This window comes from Pseudomonas sp. dw_612 (genome assembly GCF_018449725.1).
GTDB lineage: Bacteria > Pseudomonadota > Gammaproteobacteria > Pseudomonadales > Pseudomonadaceae > Aquipseudomonas.
In genome coordinates this window covers 44,139-57,458 of record NZ_JAAVVC010000006.1, presented here as the reverse complement: position 1 = coordinate 57,458, position 13,320 = coordinate 44,139, and the positions used below count along the sequence as shown (strand labels likewise).

10 protein-coding genes are annotated in these 13,320 nt (G+C 62.0%); 2 read left to right on the top strand and 8 right to left on the bottom strand.

Annotation, left to right across the window (positions count from 1 at the left end):
• Window positions 1-35 precede the first annotated feature (35 nt).
• Both HB680_RS11635 and HB680_RS11630 read left to right on the top strand, forming a co-directional pair.
• On the top strand, window positions 36-1,532 hold the full coding sequence (locus HB680_RS11635; RefSeq protein ID WP_213938697.1) for an aldehyde dehydrogenase family protein: 1,497 nt from the start codon (window positions 36-38) through the stop codon (window positions 1,530-1,532).
• 46 nt (window positions 1,533-1,578) lie between these two features.
• A complete protein-coding gene (locus HB680_RS11630; protein ID WP_213938695.1) occupies window positions 1,579-1,971 on the top strand; it encodes an XdhC family protein in 393 nt (130 codons plus the stop codon).
• Window positions 1,972-2,002: 31 nt separating this feature from the next.
• Here the strand turns inward: HB680_RS11630 and HB680_RS11625 are convergent, their stop codons facing one another.
• The 8 genes from HB680_RS11625 to HB680_RS11590 form a co-directional block, all read right to left on the bottom strand.
• On the bottom strand, window positions 2,003-4,162 hold the full coding sequence (locus tag HB680_RS11625) for a xanthine dehydrogenase family protein molybdopterin-binding subunit (protein WP_256735513.1): 2,160 nt from the start codon (window positions 4,160-4,162) through the stop codon (window positions 2,003-2,005).
• Between the two features lie 2 nt (window positions 4,163-4,164).
• Entirely contained in the window at window positions 4,165-4,644 is a 480-nt protein-coding gene (locus tag HB680_RS11620) for a (2Fe-2S)-binding protein (protein WP_213938692.1), read from the bottom strand.
• A 208-nt stretch (window positions 4,645-4,852) separates the two neighbouring features.
• A complete protein-coding gene (locus tag HB680_RS11615; protein ID WP_213938689.1) occupies window positions 4,853-6,193 on the bottom strand; it encodes a carbohydrate porin in 1,341 nt (446 codons plus the stop codon).
• A gap of 179 nt (window positions 6,194-6,372) precedes the next feature.
• Entirely contained in the window at window positions 6,373-7,131 is a 759-nt protein-coding gene (locus HB680_RS11610) for an SDR family NAD(P)-dependent oxidoreductase (protein ID WP_213938687.1), read from the bottom strand.
• 53 nt (window positions 7,132-7,184) lie between these two features.
• A complete protein-coding gene (locus HB680_RS11605) occupies window positions 7,185-8,645 on the bottom strand; it encodes an NAD-dependent succinate-semialdehyde dehydrogenase (protein WP_213938685.1) in 1,461 nt (486 codons plus the stop codon).
• Window positions 8,646-8,661: 16 nt separating this feature from the next.
• A complete protein-coding gene (locus tag HB680_RS11600) occupies window positions 8,662-10,002 on the bottom strand; it encodes an MFS transporter (RefSeq protein ID WP_213938683.1) in 1,341 nt (446 codons plus the stop codon).
• Between the two features lie 42 nt (window positions 10,003-10,044).
• Window positions 10,045-11,226, bottom strand: coding sequence for an acetyl-CoA C-acyltransferase (locus HB680_RS11595; protein ID WP_213938681.1), 1,182 nt, complete (start codon window positions 11,224-11,226; stop codon window positions 10,045-10,047).
• Complete coding sequence (locus tag HB680_RS11590; protein WP_213938680.1) at window positions 11,226-13,304, bottom strand: 3-hydroxyacyl-CoA dehydrogenase NAD-binding domain-containing protein; 2,079 nt, start codon at window positions 13,302-13,304, stop codon at window positions 11,226-11,228. The genes HB680_RS11595 and HB680_RS11590 overlap by 1 nt, the downstream gene beginning before the upstream one ends.
• Window positions 13,305-13,320: the final 16 nt, after the last annotated feature.

Here is a 13,320-nt window from a genome sequence, read left to right as displayed (position 1 = left end):
CCTCTCGACCCTGACCTGAAGACCAAGGAACCGCCATGACTCAATCAACGATTGCGGGCACAAACACGCCCCCTGCGCCCTATACATTTGCCGGACTGTTTATCGATGGAGCATGGCGTGCGGGTAATGCCGGCTCCGTGCTTGAAGTCAACAATCCCTATTCCAATGAGCGCCTGGCCGAACTGCACCAGGCCAATCTGGACGATGTCGACCGCGCCTACAACGCAGCGCAATCGGCGCAGGCTCAGTGGGAGCAAAGCCTGCCAGGCGAGCGCGCAGCGGTCATGCGCAGAGCCGTCGAGATCCTTGATGCGCGCCATGGCGAAGTGGTCGACTGGCTGATTCGCGAATCCGGCAGCACCCGGATGAAGGCTGAAATGGAATGGGGCGCTGCCCGCGCCATTATTCTGGATGCCTCGATGCTCCCGGCTCAGGTGTACGGCCGAATCATCGCCGGCGACATCCCCGGTAAAGAAAACCGCATCTATCGCAACCCGGTCGGGGTGGTTGCAGTCATTAGCCCGTGGAACTGGCCCCTGCACCTGACGTGCCGAACGCTCGCGCCGGCGATTGCCCTGGGCAACGCTGTCGTGGTCAAACCGGCGAGTGAAACGCCGATCACCGGCGGATTACTGATTGCCCGGATCTTCGAAGAGGCCGGGCTGCCGGCGGGCGTGCTCAATGTGGTGGTCGGTGATCCTGCGGTGATTGGCGACGGCTTTGTTCAACATCCCATACCTCGGGTCGTTTCGTTCACCGGGTCGCTGGGTGTGGGCCGACGTATCGCGAGCAACATCGCCACCAGTTCACGGCTCAAGAAAATGATGCTGGAACTCGGCGGCAATGCGCCGCTGGTGGTGCTGGAAGATGCCGACCTGGAGTTGGCCGTGCATGCCGCGGTGGTGAGCAAGTTCCTGCACCAGGGCCAAATCTGCGTGATTGCCAACCGGATACTGGTGCATGCAAAACTCTACGACGAGTTCGTCGAACGTTATGTCGCCCGCGTCCAGAACCTGAAAGTCGGCAATCCAGATGATCCGGACACCGTCATCGGCCCTTTGATCAGCCAAAAGCAATTGCTCAGCGTCCAGCGTTCGATTTCGGCCGCCAATGCAGAAGGCGCTCGACAACGCCTGGGTGGTCCGGCGGACGGCTTGATCGTGCCGCCGCATGTGTTTGATTGCATCACCCCGAACATGCTGATCGGTCGCAACGAGCTGTTTGGCCCCGTCGCGCCGATCCAGTCTTTCTACAGTGACGCCGAAGCGCTGCACATGGCCAACGACACCGAGTTCGGACTCTCCAGCGCGGTGTTCTCCCGGGATATTGCCCGCGCACAGCGCTTTGCTGCCGGTCTGAAAACCGGCATGTCGCATATCAACGACATCACCGCCGTCGACCTGCCGAATATGCCGTTCGGCGGGGAAAAGAACTCCGGCCTGGGGCGCTTCGGTAGCGAAGGCTTGATCCATGAGCTAACCACCGAACATTGGATGTCGGTACAGCACGTGCCTCGCCAGTATCCGTTCTGATCACAGTGGCTGAGCCGTCATTTCAGACCGTCATGCGGAGTCACCCATGAATACGGTGAGTCAACTGAAAGCCATGATGCAGGCAAGGCAATCCGGCGCTGGCACCCACGTGTTGGCCACGGTGGTCAAAGTCGAGGGTTCGGCCTATCGGCTGGGACGGGTATTGACCGGCCCGGCGGCATACATCGGCCAACTCGGGCCGCGAAACCGTACCGAAAGACTGCTCGCGCAGATCCAGGAAACCACCCCAAAGCTGCCAGGACTGGACCGGCTTCATTACCCCATGGGGCTGGACATCGGCGGCGACGGCCCGGAAGCCGTGGCCTTGGCCGTGCTCGCGGAAATGACCGCGGTGCTCAACGCGCGCAGCGGCCAGATGTTGAAATGGCGGGAACGCCCGATCCACGATTCAGAGCTGCGCATCCCAGTCTCAAGCTGAGTGCGCAGCGTCTTCCAAACGTTATGCCGACTCAGGCGCTGGTCAGTTGACTGGCGTCGACCGGCAACTTTCGCAGTCGCTTGCCGGTCACCGCAAACACCGCATTCACCACCGCCGGCGCAATCGTCACCGTGGACACTTCGCCGATCCCGCCGGGTGTTTCGTGGCTGTCCAGCAGGTGCGTTTCGATCACGGGCGTCTCATTCATCCGCAAGACACGGTACGTGTCGAAATTCCCCTGTTCGACTCGCCCGTCCTTGAAGGTGATGTTGCCAAACAAGGTCGCCGTCAGGCCGAAAATGGCCCCGCCCTGCATTTGCGCCACGACGCTGTCCGGCACAATGGAGCGCCCGCAATCGACGACGCAGGTCACCTTGTGCACCCGCACTTGTCCACCCTGGTCGACACTCACTTCCGCCACTTGGGCAGCGTAAGTGCCGAAGCAGAACGTCAGTGCGACGCCACGCCCACGGCCCTTCTCCAGAGGGGTTCCCCAACCCGATTTTTGCGCGACGGTCTCCAGCACTTTGCGCGCACGCGGGTGCTTGTCCAGCAGCGCCAGACGATAGGCCACGGGGTCCTGCCCGGCGCTGGCCGCCAGTTCATCGATGAACCCTTCGACCATGAACACGTTTTGCGTGTGACCGACACCCCGCCAGAAACCGGTGGTGATGCCCGCTGGCGGCTCATGGCGGATATAACTCACGCCGATGTTGGGAAAGTCATAGGGACCGCTGGGGTCGCGCGTCGCATCGCCATCGATGCCGTTGGCGAAGCGCGCCGGCAACCAGCGAGCGAGAATTGAGGAACCGGTCACTTTGTGGGTCCAGGCCGTTGGCCGCCCCTGGGCATCCAGACCGGCGCTCAGATGATTGAAATGATACGGCCGCAACGTACTGTGACGGGTGTCTTCTTCCCGGGACCAAATGACCTTGAGCGGAAACGCGACCTGTTTGGCAAAGGCCACGGCCTGAGTGACAAAATCCACGTCCAGCCGACGGCCAAAACCACCGCCCAGCAGGTGGTTATGCACCTGGACCTGACTGTCGGCCAACCCGGTCATTTGCGCGGCCACGGCTTGTGCGCGAGCCGGGACTTGAGTCCCCAGCCACAGATCACACGCGTGTGCGCGGACATGCACCGTGCAGTTCATCGGCTCCATGCAGGCATGGGCCAAAAAGGGCACCTGATAAACCGCCTCGAGTGTTTTGTCGGCTTGCGCCAGTGCCTGCTCGACATTGCCAACGTTGCGCACCACCGCGCCGGTCGCCTGTGAAGCCTGCTCGATCGCGCTCAGCATCTGCGCCGTGGTGTATTGAGCGTTGGCGCCTTCGTTCCACTTGATATCGAGCAAGGTCAGCGCCTTGCGCGCCGCGCCCGTATGCTCGGCGACCACCGCCACGGCGTTCTCGATCCGAAGGACGTGCAGCACGCCCTTCACCGCCAGCGCGGCACGGTCATCGACACTGGCCAGGGTGCCACCGATCACCGGGCACGCTACCACGGCGGCAACCTTGACCCCTTCGGGCCGGGCGTCGATGCCATACACGGCGGTGCCGTTGACCTTGCCCGGCGAATCGGTGCGCTTGCTGGTGAGCCCGATCAGCTGAAAATGCTCCGGGGTTTTCAGGTCAACTTTTTCCGGGGCCGGCAAGGTCGCGGCCTTCTCGACCAACTCGCCGTAGGCGAGGGTTCGCCGACTGGCTTCATGCACCACGACACCCTCGCGGGCCATGCAAGCGCTGGGTGCAACCTTCCACTGCAAGGCGGCCGCCTGAATCAACAGCGTACGCGCGGTAGCGCCGGCCTGGCGCAACGGCTCCCAAGCGCTGCGGATCGACGTCGAGCCGCCGGTCACCTGAAATCCCAGCAGCGGATTGGCGAAGCGTTTGTCATCCGCCGGCGCGTGTTCGATCACCACCTGATCGAGCCGTACCGCCAGTTCTTCGGCAATCAACACCGGGATCGAGGTGTAGGTGCCCTGCCCCATCTCGACCTGGGCGATGGTGAACGTCACCTTGCCCTGGCGATCGATACGGATGAACGCATTGGGCGCAAACGTCTCGGCGCCCTCGGCAAAACTGTCGCCGACGGCTCCTGGCAACGCGAGACTGAGCAACAAGCCGCCTCCGCTGGCGGCACCGATCTTCAGAAATCCCCGGCGGGAAACGGCCATTGTGTCGAGCTTCATGGTCATGCCCCCACCTTGACGAAAGGCGTCTGCCCCGCCGCCTGTTTGATCGCGGCATGGATACGCACATAGGTGCCGCAACGGCAGATATTCCCGGACATGGCGTTATCGATATCGCTGTCACTCGGGGCGGGATTGGTCGCCAACAACGCCGAGGCCGACATGATCTGCCCGGACTGGCAATAACCGCATTGCACCACTTCCAGGGCTTGCCAGGCCTCCTGGATTTTCTTGCCGGCAGGCGTGTCGCCGATCGCCTCGATGGTGGTGATGTCGGCCTGGGCCGCCGCACTCACCGGTAATACGCACGAGCGAATCGCCACGCCATTCATATGCACCGTGCACGCGCCACACAGGGCCATACCGCAACCGAATTTCGTGCCGGTCATGCCGAGCACATCCCGCAGAACCCAGAGCAACGGTGTGTCGTCATCGACATCGACCGTGTGCACCGTTCCATTGATCTTCAAAGTCTGAGCCATGTTCACCTCTTGCCGGTCGATGGGGTAGCAGCCGGGCAGACTCCGCCACGGATCAAAACGCTATCGGGCATCTTAGAAGCAACGCACTGCCGAGAGAATTTACCCAGGCTTCATGGACTTTGAAGCCTGACTAACAAGCGCAATCCAGCGTCGATGGTGAACGACAGGCGTGTCCGGTGCGGACACGCCCGCCGGCTAACAGCCGAGCTTAAAAGTTACTCATGACTTGCACACCCAACACCACCGAGTCATCGACCTGATACGCACCGCCCGGATTCGCCAGGTACTGAATGTTCGGACGCACAGTCAGCCAAGGCGCGACCTTGAACCCGTAATGCAGTTCGGCGACGTATTCAGCGCTGCGTTCGGGCTGATAGCGCGGATCATCGTAGTCGGTGAGATTGCGCACCTGGTTCTGCAGATCGATGCGTTTGGCATACGCCGGATTGATGTGAAGCGTGCCCACCGCAAAGCCCAGATCATCCTCGGGACGCGACGCAAACACCCCGGTATAGATCGCGCCCAGCTCCACCTGGTAATCCATCATCGACGTGGTTTTATCGTTGGCCGAGTAATGGGCAAAAACGCTGAGACCGCGACGTGGATCGCTGGCATCCGCCGTGATTTTCTGCCGCGCGTAGGCATACCAGCCGTGCTTGTTGTCGCGTTCTTCGAGGGGTAATCCCGACACGGGTTGCGGCGTGCCATTGGCGTCATTCAGGGCATCGGTGGTTTTCGCGGTGTTGTAATACGCGCCGAGTTTGTACATGCCCTGATAGCCGGCACCGAACAGCGGGTTCCAGCCCAATTCCGTCAGGTAAGTCGTGCCGGTACGCCCGCTGGTATTGAGTTTGAAACCGTTGCTCGGCTCCAGCTCCGATGGGTTGAATTCGAATGCACCGACTTGCCAGTACGCTTCTTTATTGAAGTTGTACTTGACCCGCCCCGCCCACTGACTGACCGGTGCGCTGTACCAGACTTTGGAACCGTGGCCACTCAATGCACCGCAGAACGCCCAGTTCTGGAACTCGCAACCGGTGGTGCCGAACTCGTCGCCGACGGGGATCCGGCCAAACTTGATATCCAGCGCCTTGTCGAAAAACATCTGCCGATACCACAGCCGGGTCAGGCGCCAGGTCTGGCCCGCGCCATAGATTTCCTGGGTGGAAGACGAAATGTAGCCGGAGCGCGGGTCCACCAGCCGATCATTGGTGATGTCCCGGCCACTGCGCTCGGTCACCGTCAATTGGAAGTCGGCGTCCTTGATCCCCAGAATCTTTTGCAAATCGAAATGTGAACTCAGGGCGAACTGATCGGCATACCGCGCCGTACGATCATGGTTATATCCGCCCTTGATATTGGTCGCCACTTCCGGAATGTAACTCAAACCGAAGTCGTAACCTTTTTCCTGCAACTCCCTGCGCAGACCTCCCCAATCGCCCAACATCCACGGAGACGCCGTATCAAAGGCCTCCGCGGCCAATGCCGAGTCACTCAACACCACGGTCCCGACCAGCAGAAAAGCGGTTGAGCGCGATAAAACTTTCATATTCGCCACCTTTTATTATTGGATTTATCAGACAAAAAGAATCCGCAGCTTCGAAGTACGAAACTGTTTTTTTGCAACGTTTATCGGGTTTTGGTTAACGCGTTATATGAACTTTCATAGCGGCTTTTACTGGCATCCCGTGTTGCGAAGTTGAACGGCGCAACACGGGTGCGGCCCCTTTACAGGCATCGCCCTCCATCGACAATGATGTTTTGCCCGGTCATGAATCCGGGGGCTTCGCTGGCGATCCAGACGATCGTTTCGGCGATTTCCTCGGGTTGCCCCAACCGATGCAGCGGGATGTTCGGCAGGTAACGCTCCATGGCGGCGTCCCAGGCTTCATCCGGTTGCAGAAACTTCTTGAACATCGGGGTTTCCAGCGAACCGGGGGCTACCGAGTTCACCAAAATGCCCGCGTCGGCCAGTTCCAGAGCCAGGGTCTGGGTCAGAGAAATGGCCGCAGCCTTGGCCGCGCAATACGCACTCATGCCCGGTCGGGCACGGCTACCGGCCACCGAAGTGACGTTGACGATGCGTCCGCTGCCCCGCTCGCGCATCAGCGGCACCACCGCTTGGGCGAGGTGGACAATCCCCATCAGATTGACAGCCAGCACCTGACTCCAGAGCTGGGCTGAAACCGCCTCGAATGGCAAATTGGCTTGCGGCAGGCCCGCGTTATTGACCAGGACATCCACCCGCCCCCAACGCGCCCAGACCTGGGCGATGGCCGAACGCACCTGCGTTTCATCACAAATATTCACGGGGGCCGCCAGCACCGTCAGACCACTGGGGTCCAGCAACGAGGCCTGGGTCATCGCCGCATCGCCGTCGATGTCCAGCAGCACCACCCGAAAGCCTTTCTGATGCAGCAGGCCAGCGGTCTTTAGCCCTACGCCACTGCCAGCGCCCGTGACGACCGCCACTTTTTCAACAGACATGATGTTCTCCCTCTTCGCCAACTCGATTGTCCGGTTGGCGTGATCGACAAGATTCAGCGTGCAGCGCCGCGAACCGGTGGGTGTTGCAGAATGACCTTCTTGCGCAGATACGCTTCCAGGCCCTCGATCCCCGACTCGAAGCCGTGCCCGGAAGCCTTGATCCCGCCAAACGGCGTTTCGGTGCGCGACAACACCGTCGTGTTGACACCGACCATGCCCGCTTCCAGGGCATCGCTGACGTAGGTCGCGTGATCCAGGGACTCGGTGAACACAAACGACCCCAGGCCATACGGCGTGTTATTGGCGCGAAACAGCACTTCATCGCGATCGCTGAACGTGGTGATGGGCATGATCGGGCCAAACGCCTCTTCGACCAGCATCCGCGCCGCGTCCGGAACATTGGCCAGCACGCTCGGTTCGAAAAAGTAGCCGGCACGCTGCAGACGTTTGCCGCCGGCCAACAAATCGGCCCCGCGTTGCTGTGCGTCATCCACCAACTGTTGCATCACCGCCAGGCGCCGGACGTTGGCCAGCGGCCCCATTTGCGTGCTGGCTTCAATACCCGGGCCAACCCGCAGTTCCCGGGCGAAGGCCTGCACCGTGGCGGCAAACCGTTCGGCAATGCGCTCATGCACATAGAAACGACTCGGTACGTTGCAGACTTGTCCGGCATTGCGGAACTTGGCCGTGGCGCAAAGCCTGGCAACCGCCTCGACATCCACATCGTCGAAGACGATCACCGGCGCGTTGCCGCCCAACTCCATGGTGGTCACCAAGTCGTTATCCACCGCCAGGTGCCCGAGCACCCGACCGACCGCCAGTGAACCGGTCAGGGAAACTTTGCGAATCACGTTGCTGCTCAACAATCGCGTGGAAATTTCAGCCGGGATACCCAGTAGCAGATTTGCCACGCCGGCCGGCAAGCCGGCCTGCTCCAGGCACTGGAAAATGATCACGGCCGTCGCGGCGGTTTCTTCCGAGGCCTTGATGATTGCCGTGCATCCGGCCGCCAGGGCACCTCCCAACTTGCGGGCAACGGTGGTGCCGGGGAAATTCCACGGTGTGAACGCCGCGACCGCGCCAATCGGTTCATTGACCACCAGCAGACGACTGTTGGCCGCGCCAGGAATCACCCGGCCATACGCCCTTCGACCTTCTTCGGCATACCAGTCCAGCACGTCGGCGCTGACCTGGATTTCCATCCTCGATTCACTCAGCGGCTTGCCTTGTTCGAGGCTGAGGATCGCCGCGGCTTCTTCGCTGCGCTGGCGCAACAGTCCGGCGGCCGTGCGCAGAATCTGATAGCGCGCTTCAGCGGTGTGCCCGCGCCACAGCGGAAGAGCTTCGTCTGCGGCAACCAGCGCCGCATCGATATCCGCGAGCGAAGCGTGGCGATAGCTGCCCAGCACCTGCTCGGTCGCGGGGTCGAGTACCTGTTCGACCGTCGCGCCACTGCCCTCGACCCAGCGTCCGGCAATGTATTGATGAATCTGCGGGTAACTTGGAATGCTCATTCTCGACTCCAGTGCGTTAAACGGTCGGCATCGGGCGATTGGCGGTTTCACGCACCGTCAAGGCCACCAACAAGGAAAGAAAAGCCATGGCCATCAGGATCCAGGCCGGGGCGTGCGGGGCGCCGGTCGCTGCGATCAACCACGTGGCCAGGTACGGTGCGCTGCCGCCAGCGAGAATCGCCGAGAAGTTGTAACCCAGGCTGAAACCACTGGAGCGCACCCGGGCCGGGAACATCTCGCAATAGGCGGCCAGGATCACTCCCAGGTAGGCGGCTTCGATTTGCCCGAGCACGATCTGCGAAAAGAACGCCGCCCCCACCGAAGTCTGCATAAAGATGAACAGCGGCCAGGCCAGCAGCAGATTGGCGATACACACCCCAATCAGAATCGGCCGGCGACCGATGCGATCGGTGATCTTGCCCCACACCGGGATAGCCACCGCCGCCAGCAACAGCGTCAATGTCGTCGACCAGGCCGCCAGCCCCGGAGGCATGATGCCCTGACGCTCGAAGTAGGTAGACATATAGGTAAACACCAAATAGTAGGACGCGAACGACACCAGGGTCAGGCCAAACACACTGAACACGGCCCGAGGGTGGGAGACCAGCGCCGACAGCGCCGGAATCTTCGCCACCGCGCCCTGTTCCTCTACCTGCTCGAACTGTTTCGATTCCTCCATTTTGCTGCGCACGATCAGCGCGGCAATCCCCAGTGGCAGCGAGATCAGGAACGGAATCCGCCAGCCCCAGGACAGGATCTGTTCGTTGCTGAGCCCCAAGTGCATCAAGCCCACGCACAACGAACCGAGCATGGTGCCCACCAGCGTTCCGACCTGGGTGGTGCTGGTAAGAAACCCCCGACGCCCGTCCGGCGCCACTTCCGCCACGTAGGAACCGGCACTCCCCAGTTCACCGCCCGCCGACAACCCTTGCACACAACGCAGGACGAACAGCATCACCGGCGCAGCGATCCCGACACTGGCGTAGGCCGGCAACAAACCGATCAAGGTGCTGGCGAACGCCATGCCGACCACCGCGACAGTCAGGGCGGGACGCCGACCATAACGGTCGCTGAGGTGGCCGATCAGAATGCCGCCCAACGGACGGGCAACAAACGCGGCGCCGAACACGCCCAACGTATAGAGCAACGCCGCCGTAGGGTTCTCGGCAGGGAAAAACACGGCGGCCAGGGTGGTCGCCAGAAACGCGTAGACACTGAAGTCGAAGTACTCGACCACCGTTCCGAAGGCGCCGGCCAGCACGACCCGGCGGATAGACTGACGGCTGGCGTCAGCACTCGGGGCTTGCGAGGCTGGGACGCAAGCCCCGGCCGTCACACTGTTATTGGCTGTGTTCATAAGAAAGCTCTCGTGTTGTTGTTTTTATTGAAATTGGTGGCCTCAGACCACTTCGAACAAACCCGCTGCGCCCATCCCTCCACCAATGCACATCGTCACCACCACCCAGCGAGCCCCTCGTCGTCGGCCCTCGATCAGCGCGTGTCCAGCCAGACGTGAACCGGACATGCCATAGGGATGCCCCAGGGCGACCGCGCCGCCATTGACGTTCAAGCGCTCATCGTCGATGCCCAAACGTTCCTGGCAATACAACGCCTGCACGGCGAACGCTTCGTTGAGTTCCCACAGATCAATGTCGTCGACGTGCAAACCGTGCCGGGCCAGCAGGCGAGGCACCGCGAGCACCGGTCCGATGCCCATTTCGTCCGGCTCGCAACCGGCTACGGCAAACCCGCGAAAATAGCCCAGGGGTTGCAGGTTGGCGCGTTCAGCCCGGCGGGCGTCCATCAATACGCAAGCCGATGCGCCGTCGGATAACTGGCTGGAGTTGCCCGCCGTGACGCAGCCTCCTTCAATCACGGGTTTGAGGGTGGCCAGGGTTTCGGCAGTGGTTCCCGGACGAATCCCTTCGTCCTCGACCAGACGCCAGGACTCGTGGCGCAACTGTCCGGTGTCCTTGTCCCGCACCTGGCGCAGCACGTCCATCGGCGCGATTTCCGTCGCAAAACGGCCTTCGGCCCGAGCCCGTTCGCTGCGTTGCTGACTGCGTGCGGCGAAGGCGTCCTGACGCTCGCGGGAAATCCCGTAGCGTTGCGCGACGACTTCAGCGGTCTGGATCATGCTCAAGTAGATCGAGGGTCGCCGGGTAAGCAGCCAGGGGTCCTGCTCCATAAAGTGATTCATGTGCTCGTTTTGCACGCAGGAAATGCTGTCCAGGCCACCGGCGATCACGGTCTGCACGTCGCCAGCAGCAATCATGTGTGCGCCCATGGCGATGCTTTGCAAGCCCGAAGAACACAGGCGATTGATGGTCACACCCGGCACCGACACCGGCAGCCCGGCACGCAATGCCACTTGCCGGGCGATGTTCTCGCCCGCCGTCCCTTCCGGGCGGCCACAGCCCATCAACACATCATCAATGTCCCCGGCCTCAAGGCCGGAACGTGCCAACGCGTGTTCCACGGCATGCCCGCCCAGGGTTGCACCGTGAGTGGCGTTCAAGGCACCGCGATAGGCCTTGCCGATCGGCGTGCGCGCCGTGGAAAGAATCACGACCTCGTTCATCAGCGACCCTCCCCTTCATAGGCCGACAGACTGTCACCGCGCTGCGCCAGGTTGCAGAGCAAACGCGGTGGCGTCCAGAACGGCACTTCAGATTCGGCGGCGCGCAGCTTCAATCGGCTGATCAGCGCCGGCAATCCGGCCTGATCGGCCTGGAACAGCGGCCCGCCCTGCGCCCGGGGGAACCCATAGCCATTGAGGAACACGGCATCGACGTCCGAACCTCGCTGGGCAATGCCCTCTTCGAGCAGGCGAATCCCTTCGACACTCAGCGCGTCGAGGCAACGGCTGACGATTTCTTCATCGCTGAACGAGCGGGCCACGACGCCGTGTTCACGCCGGAACTCATCAATCAGCGCCTGAATCACCGGATCTTCGGCGGGTTGCCGACTGCCTTCGGGGTACGCATAGATGCCCTGGCCACCCTTGAGGCCGAGCCGTCCCGCCTCGCTGATGCGATCGAGCCAGCCGGACCAGCGCTGATGCGGATAGTCGCGGTACTGGCGTTGACGAATGCTGTACCCGACATCCAGCCCCGCCAGGTCGGCGACCCGCAACGGCCCCATGGCAAAGCCCCAGTCCTGCAAGGCGCGATCCACCTGCATCGGCGAGGCCCCCTCTTCCACCAACAACGAGGCCTGGCGCAAATATTGATGCCACATACGGTTGCCGATAAACCCGTCACCGCTGCGCGCCACCACGCCGACTTTGCCAAGTGTCTTGGCCAGGTCCAGGACGGTGACCAGCACGTCATCGCGGGTTGCGCGACCACGGACGATTTCCAGCAGACGCATCACCGGCGCCGGACTGAAAAAGTGCAGGCCCAGGACTTGACCCGGACGCTGAGTGAAACCGGCGATGCTGTCGATATCCAGCGTCGACGTGTTGCTCGCCAGCAAGGCGCTCGGCTTCATGACCCGGTCCAGGGTTTCAAAGACCGTCTGCTTGACCGCCAGCTCTTCAAACACCGCCTCGATCACCAGATCCGCGTCGGCGATGGCCTCGAAACCGCTGTGTGGCTCAATCTGCCGGACCCGCCCTTCGGCCGCCTCAACACTCAGTCGCCCCTTGCGCACTTGATCCTCGTAGGTCTGGCGAATGGTGCTCAAGCCACGGGCCAGAGAGTCCGGGTTGACGTCGAGCAGGCTGACGGCAAACCCGGCATTGGCGAAGCACATGGCGATCCCGCTGCCCATCGTTCCCGCGCCGACCACCGCAATCTGGCGCAAGGGCAAGGGCCGCGTCCCGGCCTCCAGGCCCAGCAAATGGCTGGCGCGACGCTCGGCGAAGAAGCCATGGCGCAAGGCGGCCGATTGAGCACTTTGCTCCAGCGTGGCGAAGGTCTCACGCTCCAATTGCAGCGCGACATCGAACGGCTGATGGATCGACGCTTCGACACAACGACGCAATGCCTGAGCTGCGTGAGTGGAGGTCCTGTCGGACAGCGGTGGCAGAGCGTCTTCGGCGACCGGTTGTTCGCGACTTGGGCGCACGCCTCTGCCGCTGTCGAGCAAGGCCAGAAACCAATGGATGGCCTGCTCGCGAAAGTCGCCTTCGAGCACGCCATCGACCAGACCAAGCGCCAGCGCCCGCTCGGCATCGACAGGACGACCCGAAAGCATCATTTCATAAGCCGGTTTAACACCGATCAGTCGAGGCAGACGCTGCGTGCCACCCGCACCGGGAATCAGTCCCAGGTGAATTTCCGGCAATCCGAGGCGCGATTTGCCGCTGGCGACTCGCCAATGACAGCCCAAGGCCAACTCAAGTCCACCGCCCAACGCATGCCCGTCGATGGCGGCCAGCACCGGTAAGGATGAGTTCTTGATCCGCTGAATCAAGCTGCTCAGGGAAGGATCGGCCTGGCTGGCCGGCGAGTCGAACTCACTGATATCGGCACCCGCCGAAAAGGCTCGGCCACCGGTGCCGAGCAGCATGATGCCGCGCACCGACGGGTCGGCCAGGCAGCGCGCCAGACGCTCGGCCAGGGAGCGACGCAACGCGTGGCTCAAGGCGTTCACCGGTGGGTTGTCGAGCGTCAGCAACGCGATCCCTGCGCGCACTTCGTACATATTCGTCATGACAGGCAGTCCTGAA